This window comes from Streptococcus sp. oral taxon 431, from assembly GCF_001553685.1.
Lineage (GTDB): Bacteria > Bacillota > Bacilli > Lactobacillales > Streptococcaceae > Streptococcus.
Genome location: NZ_CP014264.1, coordinates 1,951,701 through 1,970,782 on the forward strand (window position 1 = coordinate 1,951,701; position 19,082 = coordinate 1,970,782).

Annotated in this window: 22 protein-coding genes; 2 read left to right on the forward strand and 20 right to left on the reverse strand. The window is 41.4% G+C overall.

Annotated elements, in window-relative coordinates; genetic code table 11:
* Nucleotides 1-47 precede the first annotated feature (47 nt).
* The 11 genes from AXE83_RS09090 to AXE83_RS09140 form a co-directional block, all read right to left on the reverse strand.
* The gene (locus AXE83_RS09090) at nt 48-1,379 is read right to left on the reverse strand and encodes a hemolysin family protein (protein WP_060956211.1); all 1,332 of its coding nucleotides are present in this window, start codon (nt 1,377-1,379) and stop codon (nt 48-50) included.
* A 252-nt stretch (nt 1,380-1,631) separates the two neighbouring features.
* Complete coding sequence (locus AXE83_RS09095) at nt 1,632-2,462, reverse strand: DNA/RNA non-specific endonuclease (RefSeq protein ID WP_060956212.1); 831 nt, start codon at nt 2,460-2,462, stop codon at nt 1,632-1,634.
* A gap of 365 nt (nt 2,463-2,827) precedes the next feature.
* Entirely contained in the window at nt 2,828-3,016 is a 189-nt protein-coding gene (locus tag AXE83_RS09100) for a DNA-directed RNA polymerase subunit beta (RefSeq protein WP_060956404.1), read from the reverse strand.
* Nucleotides 3,009-4,295 carry a UDP-N-acetylglucosamine 1-carboxyvinyltransferase gene (gene murA / locus AXE83_RS09105; protein WP_000411899.1) on the reverse strand — a complete coding sequence of 429 codons (1,287 nt, stop codon included), beginning with the start codon at nt 4,293-4,295 and terminating at the stop codon, nt 3,009-3,011. The genes AXE83_RS09100 and murA overlap by 8 nt, the downstream gene beginning before the upstream one ends.
* Nucleotides 4,296-4,320: 25 nt before the next feature.
* Nucleotides 4,321-4,551, reverse strand: a complete 231-nt coding sequence (locus AXE83_RS09110) for a DUF1146 family protein (RefSeq protein WP_000615324.1) — start codon at nt 4,549-4,551, stop codon at nt 4,321-4,323.
* Nucleotides 4,552-4,607: 56 nt separating this feature from the next.
* The gene (locus tag AXE83_RS09115; RefSeq protein ID WP_000730764.1) at nt 4,608-5,645 is read right to left on the reverse strand and encodes a SepM family pheromone-processing serine protease; all 1,038 of its coding nucleotides are present in this window, start codon (nt 5,643-5,645) and stop codon (nt 4,608-4,610) included.
* Nucleotides 5,629-6,117 (reverse strand): pantetheine-phosphate adenylyltransferase, encoded by a 489-nt coding sequence (coaD, locus tag AXE83_RS09120; RefSeq protein ID WP_049529746.1) that lies wholly within the window; start codon nt 6,115-6,117, stop codon nt 5,629-5,631. Before coaD ends, AXE83_RS09115 begins: the two co-directional genes overlap by 17 nt.
* Nucleotides 6,107-6,646 (reverse strand): 16S rRNA (guanine(966)-N(2))-methyltransferase RsmD, encoded by a 540-nt coding sequence (gene rsmD, locus AXE83_RS09125; protein WP_049502925.1) that lies wholly within the window; start codon nt 6,644-6,646, stop codon nt 6,107-6,109. The genes coaD and rsmD overlap by 11 nt, the downstream gene beginning before the upstream one ends.
* 60 nt (nt 6,647-6,706) lie before the next feature.
* Nucleotides 6,707-7,699, reverse strand: coding sequence for an aspartate--ammonia ligase (asnA, locus tag AXE83_RS09130; RefSeq protein ID WP_045762699.1), 993 nt, complete (start codon nt 7,697-7,699; stop codon nt 6,707-6,709).
* A gap of 96 nt (nt 7,700-7,795) precedes the next feature.
* A complete protein-coding gene (locus AXE83_RS09135; protein ID WP_060956213.1) occupies nt 7,796-8,479 on the reverse strand; it encodes a Bax inhibitor-1/YccA family protein in 684 nt (227 codons plus the stop codon).
* Between the two features lie 54 nt (nt 8,480-8,533).
* Nucleotides 8,534-9,274 (reverse strand): TrmH family RNA methyltransferase, encoded by a 741-nt coding sequence (locus tag AXE83_RS09140; protein ID WP_060956214.1) that lies wholly within the window; start codon nt 9,272-9,274, stop codon nt 8,534-8,536.
* 33 nt (nt 9,275-9,307) lie between these two features.
* Here AXE83_RS09140 and AXE83_RS09145 point away from each other — a divergent pair, with 33 nt between their 5' ends.
* Both AXE83_RS09145 and yidC read left to right on the forward strand, forming a co-directional pair.
* Nucleotides 9,308-9,586 carry an acylphosphatase gene (locus AXE83_RS09145; protein WP_001174501.1) on the forward strand — a complete coding sequence of 93 codons (279 nt, stop codon included), beginning with the start codon at nt 9,308-9,310 and terminating at the stop codon, nt 9,584-9,586.
* A gap of 77 nt (nt 9,587-9,663) precedes the next feature.
* Nucleotides 9,664-10,590: a membrane protein insertase YidC gene (gene yidC, locus AXE83_RS09150; protein WP_060956215.1), complete on the forward strand. Its 927-nt coding sequence runs from the start codon at nt 9,664-9,666 to the stop codon at nt 10,588-10,590.
* A gap of 74 nt (nt 10,591-10,664) precedes the next feature.
* On the opposite strand, the gene pflA is transcribed toward yidC, so the two are convergent.
* The 9 genes from pflA to rsmA all read right to left on the reverse strand — a co-directional run bounded on the left by pflA (nt 10,665) and on the right by rsmA (nt 19,080).
* The gene (pflA, locus tag AXE83_RS09155) at nt 10,665-11,459 is read right to left on the reverse strand and encodes a pyruvate formate-lyase-activating protein (protein ID WP_001287990.1); all 795 of its coding nucleotides are present in this window, start codon (nt 11,457-11,459) and stop codon (nt 10,665-10,667) included.
* Between the two features lie 133 nt (nt 11,460-11,592).
* Nucleotides 11,593-12,846 (reverse strand): diaminopimelate decarboxylase, encoded by a 1,254-nt coding sequence (locus tag AXE83_RS09160; RefSeq protein ID WP_060956216.1) that lies wholly within the window; start codon nt 12,844-12,846, stop codon nt 11,593-11,595.
* A gap of 72 nt (nt 12,847-12,918) precedes the next feature.
* Nucleotides 12,919-13,743 (reverse strand): pur operon repressor, encoded by an 825-nt coding sequence (gene purR / locus AXE83_RS09165; RefSeq protein WP_060956217.1) that lies wholly within the window; start codon nt 13,741-13,743, stop codon nt 12,919-12,921.
* 103 nt (nt 13,744-13,846) lie between these two features.
* A complete protein-coding gene (locus AXE83_RS09170) occupies nt 13,847-14,788 on the reverse strand; it encodes a 3'-5' exoribonuclease YhaM family protein (protein ID WP_060956218.1) in 942 nt (313 codons plus the stop codon).
* A complete protein-coding gene (gene rmuC, locus AXE83_RS09175) occupies nt 14,778-16,034 on the reverse strand; it encodes a DNA recombination protein RmuC (RefSeq protein WP_060956219.1) in 1,257 nt (418 codons plus the stop codon). The genes AXE83_RS09170 and rmuC overlap by 11 nt, the downstream gene beginning before the upstream one ends.
* 1 nt (nt 16,035) lies before the next feature.
* Nucleotides 16,036-16,698 (reverse strand): thiamine diphosphokinase, encoded by a 663-nt coding sequence (locus tag AXE83_RS09180; RefSeq protein ID WP_060956220.1) that lies wholly within the window; start codon nt 16,696-16,698, stop codon nt 16,036-16,038.
* Entirely contained in the window at nt 16,661-17,317 is a 657-nt protein-coding gene (rpe, locus tag AXE83_RS09185; protein WP_049529734.1) for a ribulose-phosphate 3-epimerase, read from the reverse strand. Before rpe ends, AXE83_RS09180 begins: the two co-directional genes overlap by 38 nt.
* Before the next feature lie 10 nt (nt 17,318-17,327).
* Complete coding sequence (rsgA, locus tag AXE83_RS09190; protein ID WP_060956221.1) at nt 17,328-18,206, reverse strand: ribosome small subunit-dependent GTPase A; 879 nt, start codon at nt 18,204-18,206, stop codon at nt 17,328-17,330.
* Nucleotide 18,207: 1 nt separating this feature from the next.
* Complete coding sequence (rsmA, locus tag AXE83_RS09195) at nt 18,208-19,080, reverse strand: 16S rRNA (adenine(1518)-N(6)/adenine(1519)-N(6))-dimethyltransferase RsmA (RefSeq protein WP_060956222.1); 873 nt, start codon at nt 19,078-19,080, stop codon at nt 18,208-18,210.
* Nucleotides 19,081-19,082: the final 2 nt, after the last annotated feature.

Consider the following 19,082-nt stretch of genomic DNA (forward strand, 5'->3'; position numbering starts at 1 on the left):
AACTATTAGAAAAGCTTTATCAGTTCTGCTCTGATAAAGCTTTTGTTTTATTCTGTTTCTTCTTCTGATTCAAGTTCTTGAATTTGAACCTTAAGCTTGGTTACACGTCCATTTTTGACCTTATCATTGGTTAGAGTGATATGCTTATTGCTACTTTCTAACTCATAGCTAAGTTTTTCTGATGTTGGAATAGTTCCCACACCAGTCAAATAGTAACCAGCAATTGTATCTACATCATCACTTTCAAGTTCAACATCAAAGTAGTCATTGAAGTCATTTAAATTCATTGTCCCTTGGACGATATAGATATTTTCGCCAATAGTGTGAACATAGACCTCAGCTCGGTCGGTTTCATCATCTATTTCACCAACAATCTCTTCAAGTAAATCCTCAAGAGTAACCAAACCAGCCATTCCCCCATATTCATCAAGAAGAATTGCCATCTGTCTTTGTGAATTTCTCAACTCTTTTAACAAATCATCCACAAAAATAGTTTCAGGTACAAAGAGCGGTTCCTGCAAAATCTTTCTCAATACGATATTGTCAAAACCATCGGTAAACCCTGCTTTTAGCAGACTCTTGGTATGAATCAAACCAATCACGTTATCCTTGTCATCATCATAGACAGGAATACGAGAAAAGTTTTGTTTTAAAATGCTTTCGATAATGGTTTGAGTATCATCTTGAATATCAACCATGAAGGCATCCGTTCGAGGAACCATGACTTCACGTGCCATAAGCTCGTCTAGCGAGAAAATACCTTGTAACATTTCGATTTCATCAGCATCTAAGGTTTCTTCACTATTGGTAAGCATATACTCAATCTCATCACGAGTCATTTTTTCATCTGCATCGTCAAATGTCATCGGTGTCAATTGACTCAAGAGATTAGTTGATGCTGAGAGCATCCAAACGAAGGGACTCACAATCTTACCAAGTCCAATAATAAACGGTACTGTTCGGATAGCCAAGGCATCCTTAAGATTTAGAGCAATTCGCTTAGGATAAAGCTCACCAAAAACAATAGAAATATAGGTCAAGAAAGCTAATGATAAGAAGCTAGCTACCGCATAGGCAGTTTCGCTATTTCCCATCCAAGAGGCGATTAACTCTCCAAGTGAATCTGCTAGTTTAGCCCCTGACAAGATCGTAATTAAGGTGATACCAACTTGAATGGTTGATAAAAAGTGATTGGGGTTTTCAAGTACCTTTAGTAAACGGATATAGCGTTTATCTCCCTCTTCAGCTTTTTGCTCAACACGTGAACGACTAAGTGAAACCATGGCCATTTCTGTTGCTGAGAAAAAGGCATTTAAAAAGGTCAAAACAACTAATAAAACAAATTGCAGTAGCAAATCCTGACTGCTCGGGTCTTCCATTTTCCTTCTCCTAAAAAGTATAATTGAAACCATTATACCATATTTTCCAATTTTTACACATTAATTTTCAATTTCTATGATAAAGGGGCGCTGAATAAAGAGCTGCAATCCAAGTCTCGACGCCCTAGTTCAAGCCTTGTGAATCTTCAAAAAAGCTCTTTAAAATCAGAAGAGCAAAAAACAAGCAATCGTTTCTACAGTTCATGACTAATAAAAAACGAGGTTGGGATTTTTCCTCAACCTCTTAATCAATTAGCTATTTTTTGTGACTGTGACCTCACCTGTTCGGTAATCTAACTGAATTCCCTTTTGGACATTTGGAATAACGACATTAAACTCCAACTCCCCATCAGAGGACTTGGCTTCAATCTGCGATGCGGACGGCACCAAGTCTTCCTCAGACGCATAGAGCAACGTCACACGGTAACGCACTCGTTTATTCTGATCTAGGGCTTTTCGAACCAAGCTCTCATAGTAGTTTTGACCTGTCGAATCTTCTGCACGCGCTTGGTTGGCCCAAGCCGTCTGTACGGCAATGTTTTTAGGATTGCTAGTAGAAGCATCAAAGCCATCTAAACCACCGATTAAGGCATAGCCCAACAAATGCCCTCTATCGACCGCATGGTTGTAACTTCCCTTTAGATTCTTAACCTGATGCCAACCCGCAGGCGTCCAAGATGTTGAACCATTGCCAGTTTCTTCACGATCCTTGTACTGTCTGGTCGCTTTTGACATGATTGCATTCGCTACTGTGGGAACCGTCTCTCCTCCTACAGTCTTTGTTTTATTATCCGCATAGGGTTTACTTGAAACCTTGGCGTCTAGATTGGTTTTATTGTTATTGACGATAAAGGCTCCTGCGCTATTCCACTCTAGAGTACCCTTAATTTGTTTTTTAACTGAATCGGTCAATACACTTTCAGCCAGTTCTTGACTTGGAGTATCAGACGACTGTGATTTTTGTTTTACTTGTGTTTGTGGTGCAGTGTTGGAAGACTGCATTTGTTTAATATAGTAGCTTCCTGCTGACAAGAGCAAAAAGAGCAAGAGACCAATTAGGGCCTGCCTTGTTTTTTTATTCATATTTTCTCCTTGTACTCTTCGAAAATCTCTTCAAACCATGTCAGCTTCCATCTGCAATCTCAAAATAGTATTTTGAGCTGACTTCGTCAGTTCTATCCACAACCTCAAAACGGTGTTTTGAGCAACCTGCGGTTCTCTTCATAGTTTGCTCTTTGATTTTCATTGAGTATTACATTCACTTCCTAGAAAAAAAGGCTGAGACAAAAGTCCTAGCCTCTCAATTGTCTTTGGATTATCGAGCAAGACGCAGTGGTTGAGTGGGCTCTACTACGCTGATTTCATCAGCTTTTACAACCCTATTCAACTGTGCGGAGGTGGGACGACGAAATCGAATTCTAACGAATTACCGATTTCTGTCCCACTCTCTATTTTCCTGTAAATTTTGCGATGAGTTCTTGCCATTTTGCTGGTGCTAAAATAGCCCAAGGATCTTGACCTTTTCCTAGAATACCATAGCCAATCATCAAACCAATAGCAAGAGCTAAGACTCCTAGTAGTAATACTACAATTACTAGGATAAAGCGACGTAAGACATATTTGGATTGTTTATTCATCTTCATCAGCTTCCACACTTACCCGTTCAATCTTAGCTCCTAACTGGGCTAATTTTTCATGAAAACGGTAGTAACCTCTATCTAAATGGACAAGCTTTCCTACAACTGTTTCGCCTTCAGCTACCAAGCCAGTCAAAATCAGGGCTGCACTGGCACGTAAGTCTGTCGATAGAACTTCTGCACCTTGGAGTCGCTGTCCGCCGATAATACGGGCTGTATCACGGATGATTTCAGAGTGCAAACCCATACGACGCATTTCCTCTAAATGTTGAAAACGATTCTCAAATACAGTTTCTACCATAATTGACTCACCTTGAGCAACGGTCATTAGAGCAGTGAACTGCGCTTGCATATCTGTCGGAAATCCTGGATGTGGAAGTGTCTTAACATGAACAGCCTTTAATTTTTCACGTTGAGAACGAATACGAATTCCTTCGTCCTCATCGATGACTTCAACACCCATTTCCTGTAATTTAGCAATCAAGGGGCGATTATGTTCCCAGATAGCATCCAGAATCAAGACATCTCCACCTGTAATGGCAGCTGCTACCATGAAGGTCCCTGCTTCAATACGGTCTTGCACAACATTGTGGGTTGCACCGTGTAGTTGTTCAACACCAGTAATGGTAATAGTTTCTGTTCCTGCCCCCTTGACTTTGGCACCCATTTTATTTAGGAGAACAGCCAAGTCAACAATCTCAGGTTCACGCGCAGCATTTTCAATGACAGTTACGCCGTTAGCAAGAGTTGCTGCCATCATCAAGTTTTGAGTAGCTCCAACACTAGGGAAGTCCATGTAAATGTGAGCTCCGTGCAAGCGTTCTGCCTTAGCTTCAATATAACCTGCTGTTTGGGTGATCTCAGCCCCCATTGCTTCGAGTCCTTTTAGGTGAAGGTCTATCGGACGACTACCGATGGTACAGCCACCTGGCATCGAAACTTTAGCATGTCCCACACGAGCCAAGATCGGCCCCAATACTACAATAGAAGCTCGCATCTTACTGACATACTTATAGGGAGCTTCTTCTGTGATATCTCCAGTCGCATCAACTTCAACAATATGTGCTTCTTGATCAAAGTCTACTTTCGCATTTAATCCACGAACCACCTGATTCATGGTAAAAACATCCGATAAAATAGGAACATTTTTTAAGACTGTTTTTCCTTCACTTGCTAAAATAGTTGCTGCAAGCAGTGGCAAAACTGCATTTTTTGCGCCCTCGATGGTGACACTTCCAACCAAACGATTATCGCCACCTTGAACTACAATTTTTTCCATAGAGTATTTTCCTTCACTTACAATTTTAGAATAGTGTTCTAACTGCTTCTTGCCAAAGTTGGTAGAGATTTAGGAAAAAGGAACTAATCAGATATCCTAAACCGATACTACACAATACTACCAAGAGTCGAACCTTCTTCGCATTATCCTTTGTCACCTTCAAAATTTGATCCCATCTGACCAAATCTTTCAAGAGCTGAAAGACTAGGTAGACAAAAAACATATGACTACTAAGGGTAAAAAACAATTGAATCATTTGCCTATTATACCATCTTCTTTTTTTCTAAGCTAGTTTAGGGATTCGCCTACTGTTTAGGGATTGTTTTTCAAATAGTCAATCGCATCTTGAAGCGTTTTGACTGGAACGATTTTCATGTCTGTTTTAATCATTTGAGCTGCTTCTAGAGCTGTGTCATAATTACTCTTGGCATTTGGATTTGCTTTTTTAGCTTCTTCAGTTACTGGATTGTTAGGAGCAAAGAATACAGTTGCTCCTTTCTTAGCTGCGGCCACAACCTTTTTATCAATTCCACCAATATCACCAACATTCCCATCTCTGTCGATACTTCCTGTACCAGCAATGATACGTCCATTGCGAAGAGTAGGGTCTGCAATTTGCGTGTAGATGGATAAACTAAACATCATCCCAGCACTAGGACCACCAATACCTGCAGTTGAAAACTTGATTGGCACATCACTAGATACTTCTGTACGGTCAATCAAACCGATTCCGATACCATTCTTCCCATTTTCTAGAGTAATGATCTTTCCTTCGGCAGTTTTGACTTTTCCATCCTCCTCATAAGTAACCTTCACCTGATCACCTAGAGTTTGAGAATTAACGTAGTCAACCATCTCCTTGGAACTCTCAAAAGTCTTATCATTCACAGCTGTCACGGTGTCAGCAATATTAAGAACTCCCTTGAAAGTCGAGTTATCTGTAACAGTCAAAACATAGACACCCAGATATTTGAGCTCAATTTCCTTACCCGCCGTCTTCAGACCTTGATATTTGGCCATATTTTGCGAAGTTTCCATGTAAAACTGGTTGATTCGCATAAATTCTGCATCTGACGAACCACCCGTCATTTCTTTGGCACTATGTATATCCGTGAAAGGTGTTAGCCAGGCATAAAACAAGTCAACCATTCTGGCGTGCTTAACTCCAACCGTCACAAATTGGTAGGAACCTTCCTCTTGGTCAGGTTGGTTATTAACTTGTAAAACCTTTCGAATATCTTCAGAAGTTCCTGGCACCTCTATATAATATGGCAGGGGCACCGTAAAAGCTATAAAAGTGATAATGAGCCCAATAATGAGATATAGGGGCCATCTAGTTTTTTTCTTCATTGTTTAACTCCTCTAGGACAGCATTTGGTACATACTCACTGATATCTTGACCAAATTTCAATAGTTCTCTCACAGCTGAAGAGCTGATGTGAACATGCTCTGGCCGACTGTGGAGATAGATTGTCTCCATTTCTCCCGCTAATTTATGGTTGTAAAAATCAAAACTAGCTTCATACTGAAGATCCGTAGCATTGCGTAAACCACGCACTAAGATCTCTGCACCTAATCTTCTAGCAACATCAACGACTAATTCATCGTGAGAAGCTATGACTTTGACATTGTTGAGATGTGCTACTGCTTTTTCAACAGTTTTCTTTCGGCTCTCTATCGGTAAAAATCCCGTTTTATGGGGATTATAAAAAATCCCTACATACAATTGATCAAAGAGCTTACTTGCACGCTCAATAAGATCCAAATGTCCATTGGTCATCGGATCAAAGGAACCTGTAAATAGCCCAATCTTATCTGACATAAACCGTCACCTTACTAATCCCATATATTTTTTCCTTCCAGATACCCAAACAAGCAATTTCTTCTGGAAGTTCTACTGATTTATCGGTCTCACAAACCACCATGACATCTTCTGAAAAAAGATTTCTCTCTGCCATTTTTTCAATATCGGACACGATTTGTTCTTTTGCATAGGGAGGGTCCAAAAAAACAAGATCAAAGACACCATCCACTTGCTCCAATGCGCGACTGGATTCCATTTTCAATAATTGAAATTTAGAGGTTTCCTTGGTCATCCGAATATTTTCTGCGACTATATTCTGGGCTCGGCGATCCTTCTCAACTAGGACAGCGCTAGACATCCCTCTTGAAACTGCTTCAATGGATAACCCCCCGCTACCAGCATAGAGATCTAGCACACGCCCGCCTTCAAAGTAAGGGCCAATCATATTGAAAATAGCGCCCCTAACCTTGTCTGATGTTGGCCTTGTCGTTTTACCGTCCAGCGTCTTTAAAGGACGCCCACCGTAGATTCCTGATACGATTTTCATAACGTCTATTATACCAAATTCTTATCAAAAAAAGAAAATCGAACCTTACGGCTCGATTGATTAAAGAATATTTTCGTAAGTATCTCTCACTTCTTGCGGCCAAACACTGGTTTGGACTTCACCGATGTGTTTCTTACGAAGCAGGAACATAGCCATACGAGACTGTCCAATTCCTCCACCGATTGTCAAAGGGAAAAGTCCGTTCAAGAGAGCCTTATGCCATTCTAGACTCAAGCGATCTTCATCTCCCGTAATAGCTACCTGACGACGAAGAGTGTCTTCATCGACACGAATCCCCATTGAAGACAATTCAAAGGCTGCACCCAAATTATCATTCCAAACAAGGATGTCCCCATTCAAGCCATGATAGCCATTTTCAGACTCAGTTGTCCAGTCATCATAGTCTGGTGCACGTCCGTCATGAGGTTTCCCATCTGACAATTCTCCACCGATACCAATTAGGAAGACCGCACCGAACTCCTTACAGATAGCATTTTCACGTTCTTTTGGTGTCAAGTCTGGGTAGCGTTCTACCAACTCTTCTGTATGGATAAAGGTAATTTGCTTAGGCAAAATTGACTCAATATCATAGCGTGCTTCTACTGCTAACTCTGTCAAACGAATAGCCTTATAAATCTTTTCGACTGTTTCTTTGAGATAGGCTAGATTGCGTTGCCCATTAGGAATGACCTTTTCCCAGTCCCACTGGTCAACATAGACTGAGTGAGTCGCATCTAGCGAATCTTCGTCTGGACGAAGGGCCTTCATGTGAACAAAGAGGCCTTCACCCTCGCCAAAACCAAAACGGGCCAAGGTATGGCGTTTCCACTTAGCAAGGGAATGCACCACTTCATAGGTTTCATCTGGGATTTGCAAAACCTTAACAGAAACTGGATGTTCAATCCCTGAGAGGTTATCCTGCATCCCATCCCCAACCTTACTCAAGATTGGCCCCTGCACTTCTACAACTTCTAATTTATCTTTCAAATACTGGGTAAAGGTATTTTTTACAAAGGAAATTTCTTCCTGTTGATGGATAAAACTTTTCTTCATACATCTCTCCTTTTGAATAATAAGATGATTATACCCTTTTGCCAGTAAAAATAAAAGTAAAAATTTAAAAAAGAGCTCATTTGAGCTCTAAAAGTATTAATCGTCACTTCCAAAGATACGCAAGAAGCTGAGGAAGAGGTTGATAAAGTCGAGGTAGAGGCTAAGTGCCAATGAAATTGCCCAACCTGTAGCGACTTGACCATTTGATTCTTCATAAACATAGCGAATCTTTTGGTTATCCCAGGCAATCAAACCTGCAAAAACAAGAACCATGACAATACTGATAATGTAATCGAATAGACCACTGTTTAAGAATATATTAACAATCATAGCCAAGATGAGACCTACCAAGGCTCCAATCAAAGCACGTCCGATACCACTCAAGTCCTTTTTAATTACAACTCCAATAATAGCCATGACAAAGAAGAGAGCTGCGCTGGAAATAAAGGCCGTTAGAACCGTTCCTGGTAGATAGAGCGACACGATGAAACTCAGTGAAAAACCGTTCACTACTGAATAGATGAGAAACATCGGAAGAGCTGCTGGGCTATTTTTATAAGCCATATTACTGGCTGCAATGACAAGGGCAACTTCAACTACTCCTGTTACGATTAGCCATATACGGGCGTTAATCATTAACTGAACAAGAAGATCTTGGAAGGTTGTTAACATCAAGGCTGAAACAATTGCAGATAAGGCAATCCCAATCCCGACAAAAGCATAGACTTTTGCATAAAATTGATTCAGACCAGAACGTTCTTGAATAATTGTTTGATTCATATCTTTTTTCTCCTTATGAAATCTTTTTACTTATTATAACAAAAATAAAACAATTTAACTCAAATAAAACATGAGTATGCCTGCAGCAATGGCAACGTTGAGACTTTCCGCTTGCCCTTTCATGGTAATATGAACCAGTTGATCTGCCTGATTTGTCATGAATGGACTAATGCCTTGACCTTCATTTCCCATAACCAAGACGAAATCTGCTAGCTGAGCAAGCTCACGATAATCTTTAGAGTTTTGGGACAAAGTAGTTGCCAGAATTGGTAAATTGCCCTTTTTAGCCTCTTCAACAAAAGTTTCAATAGGCATCCGATAAATCGGTAAATGAAAATGACTGCCCTGCATGGATCGAAGAGTCTTCAAGCTATAAATATCTGCTGACTTGCTTGAAACAACGACTCCCGAAAAACCTGCCGCATCTGCCGTTCGGATCATTGTGCCAACATTTCCAGGATCCTGCACGTCTTCCAAGAAAAGATATTTCCCTTGGCTCAAATCCGGCAACTGCTCTTCTTCCTTTTGAACAATGGCTACAATGCCCTGAGGAGTTTGTGAATCTGCTAAATCAAGCAAGATTTCTTCGGCCACAAAGACAGTCTGAGGGTAGTCCGTTAATTTTTCACCATACTCTGAAAGGGCAAATATTTTCTCAATCTTTGCACCTGCCTGAACAGCTTCTTCAAACAGATGCCATCCCTCAATCAGATATGAGGTTTTCCGATATTTTTTTTGATGCAATTTTTTGGCATTTTTCACCACAGAATTGGCTTTAGAGGTTATAATAGTCATAGAAATATTATAACACAATCAAGGAGGTTTGGTATGCAAAAGGTTAAAATGATCGCCCAAGGTCGCGTCCAAGGAGTGGGCTTCCGCTGGGGTGTCTATACCCTAGCTCTAGAACTAGGTGGCATTACGGGTCGTGTCTGGAATAACGATGACGGAACCGTTGAAATCCTTGCCCAAGCAGAGTCTTCAGCCATCATGGCCAAGTTTATCCAAGAGATTCGAAAAGGCCCTACCCCATTCTCTAAAGTAACCTATCTTGATGTTCAATTGAGTAACTTTCCATCTTATTCAGACTTCAAAGTCGCAAATTAGGTCTCTAGAACTATTGTATATTTTCCAAAAAAACAGTAGAATAGAAAGGTATAATTTTTAAAGAAGGAATAAAAACAGTGAAATCTATTAAACGTTTTGCACTCTCGGCTATGGGAGTGGCTATGCTATTAGTCTTGGCAGGTTGCGTTCAGATCGATAAAGCAACAGGTAAGCCAATTGGTCCCGTTTGGGATTTCTTGGGTGCTCCAATGGGAGAAGCTATCAAATACTTCGCTAATGATCAAGGTCTCGGTTTCGGTGTTGGGATTATCATCGTAACCATTATCGTTCGCTTGATTATCCTTCCACTTGGTATCTACCAATCATGGAAAGCAACGCTTCACTCTGAAAAGATGAATGCTCTCAAGCACGTCCTTGAACCACATCAGACTCGCCTGAAAGAAGCAACAACTCAAGAAGAAAAACTAGAAGCTCAACAAGCTCTCTTTGCTGCTCAAAAAGAGCACGGCATCAGCATGTTTGGCGGCGTGGGATGTTTCCCTATCCTCATTCAAATGCCTTTCTTCTCTGCTATCTACTTTGCTGCCCAACATACTGAAGGAGTTGCCCAAGCAAGCTACCTAGGAATTCCTCTAGGCTCACCTAGTATGATTTTGGTTGCCTTTGCTGGTATCCTTTACTATCTTCAATCACTCCTTTCTTTACATGGAGTTGAGGATGAAACTCAAAGAGAACAGATCAAGAAGATGCTCTATATGAGCCCTCTCATGATTGTCGTGTTCTCTGTCTTCTCACCAGCCAGCGTTACACTTTACTGGGTTGTCGGTGGTTTCATGATGATACTTCAACAATTCATCATCAACTACATCGTTCGTCCAAAACTTCGTAAAAAAGTACGCGAAGAATTTGCTAAGAATCCACCAAAAGCAAGCAAAACTTCAAGCAATCGTAAAGATGTAACCCCTGAACCAGCAACAGCTATCACAACTTCTAACAAGAAGAAAAACAAAAAACGCAATGCTGGAAAACAACATTCTAGATAAAAAATAAAAGGCTTAGCTAGATTGCTAAGTCTTTTTTGCATTATAAAAGCCCGATGTTTCCATCAGGCTTCTTTTTATCCATGTACACGTTTCATGTAATCTTGATAGCTTTCTGTATCCATCAATTCCTTAGCATTCTTGACGCGATCTGCTGTTGGAGGTTTAACTCCTTCAAGGGAATATGGAATCCCAAGTTCACGCCATTTGAACTCACCCATAGTGTGATAAGGCAAGATTTCAAACTTATCAACATTTTTGAGAGTTTTTACAAACTTACCAAGTTCAATCAAATCTTCATCGCGGTCTGTCAATCCAGGTACAAGAACGTGACGAATCCAAACAGGTTTACCGATTTCTGACAAGTACTGAGCACAAGCCAAGATGTTTTTATTAGTTTGACTGGTTACAATCTTGTGTTGTGCTTCGTTAATTTCCTTGATATCAAGGAGAACCAAGTCTGTCACTGCCATTAACTTGTTGAACTTTTCTAGATAGCGTGGTTTGTTACGGAATGGAAGGGCACAAGTATCCAAGGTACAGTGGATACCCTTTTCTTTTGCCTTGGTAAAGAGGGCAATCAAGAAATCAATCTGCAAGAGGGCTTCTCCTCCGCTGACTGTAATACCTCCCTTGTCTCCCCAGAAACCACGATAACGAAGCGCTTCTTCTAGAACATCATCTACTGTTCGTACACGAGATTTATTGGTTTCCATAGCCCAAGTATCAGGGTTATGGCAGTATTGGCAACGCATCTGACAGCCTTGCAAAAAGACAATAAAACGAATTCCAGGGCCATCTACCGCCCCAAAACTCTCTGTCGAATGCACCATTCCTGTCACTTGTCCATAGTCAATTATTTCCTCAGACATATCGTTACCTTCCTTGAAAACGTTTTATAGTCTTTATTATACCATGACTGAAAAGAAAAACCACAGATTTTGCCTATTTTTTAGAAAACAATCTGTTTTTCACTTTCAACTTTCATGATTTTCAAAATATTTATTAATCCTTGTCAAAATCAAACCCATAGAGAGTCGCAAAATAATCCTCTGGTCGCTCTGCTCGGCGGATCAAGCGTGCTCCACCGTCCTCTGTATAGAGAATTTCTGCCGAACGAAGCTTGGCATTGTACTGGTAGCCCATAGAGAAGCCATGCGCACCTGTATCATGAATGACTAACAAATCACCAATTTCTGTTTGAGGTAGTTCACGATTAACTGCAAACTTATCGTTGTTTTCACAAAGAGAACCAACAACATCAACTACTTCAGTCTGACCATCAGGATGCATCATATTAGTAATGTGGTGATAAGCACCATACATAGCTGGTCTCATAAGATTGACAGCTGACGCATCTACTCCTAGATAAGTACGGTAGGTTTTCTTTTTATGAGTTACTTTTGTGACTAGAATTCCATGAGGTGCCAACATAAAGCGACCAAGTTCTGTAAAAATCTTAACCTGATCAAGGCCTGCTGGTGTGAGGACTTCTTCATAAACCTGACGAACTCCCTCTCCAATCAAAGCGATGTCATTAGGCTCTTGATCTGGGCGATAGTTGACCCCGATACCACCAGAAAGATTGATAAAGTCCAGTGAAATATCTAACTTTTCCTTGATTTCTACTGCCAATTCAAAAAGCTGACGTGCTAATTCTGGATAGTAGAGATGGGTCACTGTATTGGAAGCTAGGAAGGAATGAATCCCAAAGGTTTTAGCTTCCTTTTCTTTCAAGATTGCAAAGGCTTCAAAAAGCTGTTCCTTAGTCATCCCGAACTTAGCTTCACCAGGATTATCCATAATGTCCGTACCCAGTTCAAATACGCCACCAGGATTGTAACGGCAAGAGATGATTTCTGGGATACCTGCTGCACGTTCCAAATGCTCGATATCTTCAAAGGCATCTAAATTAATCGTCGCACCTAATTCACGGGCATAGGCATATTCTCTATCTGGAGTATTATTAGATGAGAACATCATATCGGAACCTGCAAATCCTAGTTTATGACTCATTAAGAGTTCGACATAACTAGAACAATCCACTCCACACCCTTCTTCTTGTAAGATTTTCAAAATAGCTGGGGTTGGGGTCGCTTTAACTGCGAAGTATTCTTTAAAGCCCTTATTCCAAGAAAAGGCCTTGTTTACTGCGCGTGCTTTCTCGCGAATCCCTTTTTCATCGTAAAGATGGAATGGGGTTGGAAACTCCTCAACAATCTTTTCTAAGGCATCACGTTTAATAAATGGTGTTTTCATAGGACTCCTTCATATTCATTATCAAAGAAAGGCTGGGACGAAAGTTCCAACCTTTGTATTTCAAGTCAATTCTTATTTTTCTGTATCGAAGATATTTCCAACTTCAACAGCAATTTGTTGGTTCTTCACATCAATATTTGTGACTCTCAAGAGTGACTTGTAGTCGAACTGTTGTTCACGGTCTTCCTGTGCATTATCAGCAAAGACAGCTACACCAGCCAACTCTGAATCAAACTCAGACAAGAGGCTAATCATCCCGTTAATGGTTCCTCCACCCTTCAAGAAGTCATCGACGATTAAGACACGACTTCCTGCTTTGAGGCTACGTTTTGAAAGGAACATCTTTTCGATACGGTCACTAGAACCTGAAACATAGTTGACACTAACAGTTGAACCCTCAGTAATTTTCAAGTCGCGACGGACAATAACAAAAGGTACGTTGAGGACATTTGCCACTGCATTTGCAAGCGGAACCCCTTTGGTCGCCACCGTCATAACAGCATCAATCTTCTGATCCATGAAGCTCTTAGCAATAATGCGACCAATATTTTTCAAAATGGACGGTGTGCTGAGCAGATCCGATAGATAAATGTAGCCACCTGGAAGGATACGGTCGCTTTCTGAGAGCTTTTCACGCAACTCATCAATAATAGCTTTAGAATCTTGGGTAGAAATAGATGGTGTAAAAATAACTCCTCCACCTGCACCTGTCACTGTTTGGATATGACCAATTTCGATCTCTTCAAAAGCACGTTTGATGATGACGATATCTTCTGAAATAGAAGACTTGGCAGATTCATACTTTTCTGCAAAGGTGTTGAGACTGGTTAATTTGTATGGATTGTTGATCAAGTAATTGGAAATAACAACCATCCGATCACTTCTTCTTAATTTCATTATGCATTTACCATTCTTTTTTATTTAGTCTTTTTCTCATTATATCACACTAGAGTTAAAAAAACGAACTTTATTACCTAAATAAAGCTCATTTTTTTAGTTTCTAGTCTAATTTTGGCTTATAAAAGGAACGATTGTCCATGGCAAAGACCTTATTGGTCATTTCTCCCTCATCAACAAGAGCGAGAGCCGTTGACATCATCATCATACTTGCGTCCAGATTGTCTATCATGTGAATAATCTCTGCCTCCATAATGCGTGGACGAACAGGGCTTCCGTACTCAAGGAGACCATGGTGACTGAGAATGACATGACGAAGAAGGACAACCTCTTCTTTGGTATCATCGATTCCAAGCTCCATAACTGCTTTTGTGATTTCACTGTCAATCAAAGCAATGTGCCCTAAAAGATTTCCTCTTACTGTGTACTCAGTTTGGTCAGGACCTGTCAACTCGATGACCTTGGCTAAATCATGGAGCATGATTCCTGCATAAAGTAAACTTTTATTGAGCTGAGGATAAATATCTGCAATTGCTTCTGCCAAACGAACCATGGTTGCTGTATGGTAGGCCAGGCCTGTTTCAAAGGCATGATGGTTGGTCTTAGCAGCTGGATAGGAGTAGAATTCCTTGTCATATTTGGTGTAGAGTTTCCGAACAATTCGCTGCCAAATCGGATTTTCAATTTTGAAAATCATCTGTGACATATACTCACGAATCTCTTTGGCATCTACTGGAGATTTAACCTTAAAGTCCGCTGGGTCGTTGGGTTCGCCAGGCTGAGGCAGACGAAGAGTAATTTGATTGACCTGAGGGGTGTTATTATACACTTCTCTTCGTCCTTGCATATGGACTACTTTTCCTGCTGTAAATGCTGCAACGTTATGCGGTTGAGCATCCCAAAGTTTGCCTTCGATTTCCCCACTATCATCTTGGAAGGTAAAGGCTAGGTAGTTTTTCCCAGCTCGGGTTTGTCTAAGATCAGCTGACTTGATTAGGTAAAAACCTTCAAAATGCTCATCTTTCTTCATGTGACTAATCTTCATATTCTTCCTCATCTTCTTGGAACTGGAGTAGATCAAGCGCAGGCTCACCTTCTGATAACTCAATGTGACGGAGCGTCCGCTCGATAGCTGTAGTACGACGATTTAGTAATTCATCAATATTGCCAGAGGCATGTTGGAGGTGTTTTTGCGCTTTAACCAAAATACCACCAAACTTGCCAAATTCGGTTTTGACACTAGCAAGGGTTTTACTGATATGGTCCGCACTCTTTTGGATATTAAGGGTCTTGAAACCAACCGATAGGGAGTTTAGGAGGGCTGACAAGGTACTTGGTCCTGCAACGATAATCTGCTCCTCCCGTCTCAACTCATCAAAGAAAATCGGATTACGAACGATTTCTGAATAGAGACCTTCTGTCGGAACAAACAAGACTCCAAAATTGGTTGTCCGAGGTGGCGCCAGGTACTTACTCTTAATATCCTTAGCAAAACGCTTGACGCTTGCTAGGAGAGACTTACGACAGCGCTCAATCTCGTCCTTGTCACCTGCTTCATAGGCTTCTTCCAGACGGTAATAATCTGCCAGTGGAAACTTAGAATCAATCGGTAGATAGACATATTCCTGGTCACCTTGTCCAGGTAACTTGATGGCGTATTCCACACGTTCACTAGAGTTTTCAACTGTTGCAAATTCTCGTTCATACTGGGCAGGTGTCATGATATCTTCGATAATCTGTCCCAGTTGTAATTCTCCTAGAATTCCTCGCGTTTTAGTTCCAGAAAGGACTTTATTAAGCGCACCGACATCTCGCGCCACCGTCTGCATTTCTCCAAGTCCTCGGTTGACAGATTCCAGTTGCTTGGAAACTGTCTCAAAGGAGGCCTGCAAGCGTGTCTGCAAGGTCTTCTCTAGCTTTTCCTCAACCGTTTGGCGCATCTGTTCCAAGCGTTGCTCATTTGATTCCTGCAAGGCTTGTAGGCGTTGGTCAGTCTTATCTCTTGTTTGGAGGAGGTTTTCGTTCATCTCCTGACGTACCTGGGTCAGACCTTGGTGCAACTCGATTCGCACTTCTTGCAAACGGTCACTGACAGCCACTTCTAAGTCCTTTTGATCTAGCTGGCTAGCTTGTCTGGCTTGTTCAAATCGATAATCTAACTGGTCTGATAGGTTATCTGATTGGTCTTCCAAACTCTTGGTCAGATATTTTTCCTGCTTGTCCTGCCTTTGCCAAATAAGAAAGAGGCCGGCTAGATTAGCAACTAATAAAACAACAAGTAAACTTTCCATCCTACCTCCTGTCTTTGCTATGCAAGACAACCACATAGCCATCTGGGCAAGTCACCAAAACTTCCCTATCTATATATTCGTTAGAAGCATAAACTTTCTTAAAGAAAAAATTTTTCTCTGTCAACTCATACTTGGCACCGATAATGGTCAACTGACTATCCCGAACCGGCATAAAGGCCAGATAATCATAGTCCGAACGTGGTTCAAGTTGACTGGTCCCTTCTGGGCAATAGCTAATCAAGTTTTGCCCATCCTCAATCTCTATTTGACGCATATAGGGCGCCAATTTAGGATTGCTAGGCAGAAAGACATTGGCCAGCATATGGTCGATGCGACCACCTAGGGCGCCAAAAATGGTCACCTGAGCCTGAGGATTTTTTTCAAAAATCGTTAACAGTGCTAGTTCCAGATCGGTATCATCCTTCTCTGGCTGAGCTTGGACAAAATGCTGGGCATGTTCTTGAATCAACTGACGTTCTTCTTCAGTCACAGAATCAAAATCCCCAACTGCAAGAGCAAGAGGAAGTTTTTCCTCCAGTACCCAGAGTGAGCCTCGATCCACACCGACAAAACAGTCAAAATCTGTCCGGTAGTGACCGCGGTCTCCCCCTGCAAAAACTGCAACTTTAGTCCAGTTGATTTCTGAGAGCTTGCACTCGTTCATTGACATCTCCCTTAAAGACATAAGACCCCGCTACAAAAACTGTAGCGCCAGCTTCTTTGGCTTGAGCAATGGTTTGGTCATCAATACCACCATCGACTTCGATTTCAAAGTTCAAGCCTTTTTCCTCACGAAGGGCCACCAACTCACGAATCTTATCCATGGTTTCAGGCAGAAAAGCTTGCCCACCAAATCCAGGATTAACCGTCATGACCAATACTTGGTCAACTAAGTGAAGGACATGTTTAATCGCCTCAACAGGTGTTCCAGGGTTAATGACTACAGAAGGTTTCACTCCCAAAGAACGAATCTTTTGAAGAGCGCCATGGATGTGAGGTGTTGCCTCTACGTGAATGCTGATGATATCTGCTCCTGCACGCGCAAAGTCTTCTAAATGGTGTTCAGGATTTGATACCATCAAGTGGCAGTCAAAGACCATCTTACTATGAGGTCGAAGACTTTCAACTACACCTGCACCAAAGCTGATCTGAGGTACAAAGTGACCATCCATGATATCGATATGGGCATATTCTGCCCCAGTTGCTTCTAGGCGTTTAATTTCACGTTCAAAGTTGGCATAATCTGCTGCCAGAATTGACGGAGCAATCTTGTATTGAGACATAGGTTTCTCCTTATTTTGGTATTTTTTTGCTGACTTTTTTATAGGTTTCTCTGCGATTTTCAATCTCACTGAGAAATTGCAGATAGTTGTCGAAACGGAAGTTTGCAATGATGCCCTCTTCTACTGCTGGTTTCACTGCACAAGATGGCTCATGAGTATGCGTACAAGTACGGAACTTACAATCGCGACTGACACTAGCAATCTCTGGAAAGGCTTGGTTCAGCTCTTCAGCACTTGATACTTCATAATCTAGCGACGAAAAACCTGGTGTATCTGCGATTTTACCACCATTGAGGTTGTAAAAACTAACAGCTCGAGTAGTATGGCGACCGCGTCCTAGACTGTCTGAGATTTCTCCCGTTTCTAGATTGAGGTCAGGTGCAATTTTATTAAGCAGGGTTGACTTTCCAACACCTGTCTGCCCCATGAAGACCGTAACCTTGTCCGTCAACAAAGGCAAGAGTTCCTCTTTACTAGTCACAAAGTCATATCCGATGGTACGATAGGTCTGCTCGTAAAAATCCAGTTCTCCTCGTTCTTCCAGTAAGTCCATCTTGGAAATATAGACGATAGGATGAATTCCCTTGTGCTCTAAAAGAACCAAGAACCGATCCAGCAAGTTGCTATTAAAGTCAGGTTCTTTAACGGACATAATGACAACGGCCTGGTCAATATTGACAATGGGTGGACGAACCAAACTATTTTTTCGTTCATGAATTTCCAAAATATAGCCTTCTGAGTTCTCCTCTGCAGAAAATTCTACCCAATCTCCAACATAGGGTGTATGGCCTTTTTTACGAAAATTCCCACGCGCGCGTGTTTGATAAACTTGACCATCACTTTCCACATAGTAGAAACCGGCCAATGCTTTAATGATTTGTCCCTGCATCTTAGAGTCCTTGTCCTTTAAGCGCATCTGCTAGACTAGCAAATTCTTCTAAGCCAAGAGCTTCACCACGTACAGATGGTGCCAGTCCAGCCTGGTCCAAAGCCTTTGTCAACTTGTCCTTGACGTCATCAGTCTTCCCAAAGTAACCTGTCAAGTTGTTCCACAAGGTCTTGCGACGATGAGTGAAACTAGCCTTGGAAACCTTAAAGAAGAAGTTCTCATCTTCGACCGCAACCGCCGGTTCTGGAAGACGTACCATTTTCAGGATAGCTGAGTCCACGTTGGGTGCTGGTACAAAGACCGTACGAGGCACGATAAAGGCAACCTTAGCCGTCATATAATACTGAACTGCAATTGACAAGCTACCATAAGCCTTGGTATTTGGTTGAGCAGAGATACGATCTGCCACTTCTTTTTGCATCATGACCACAAACTCACTAAAAGGAATGCCACTCTCGATTAAGTGCATAAGAATAGGGGTTGTGATATAGTAAGGCAAGTTTGCTACTACCTTGATTGGTAAATCAGGATTTTTGAAATTCTGGATATGCTGCGCCAAATCAACCTTGAGAATGTCTTCGTTAACTACGGTTACATTGTCAAAATCACGCAAGGTATCAGCTAAAATTGGTACCAAGCGGTGGTCAATCTCAAAAGCCATGACTTGAGCTGCACGCTCAGCCAAAAACTCCGTCAAGGCACCAATACCTGGCCCGATCTCAATGACATTGACCTGGTCATCAATCTCAGCCGTATCCACAATTTTTTGAAGGATATTGGTATCGGTCAAGAAATTTTGCCCGAAGGACTTTTTAAAGGTAAAACCGTGACGCTCCAGCACTGCCTTGGTCACGCTATAATCTGCAATTCTCATTT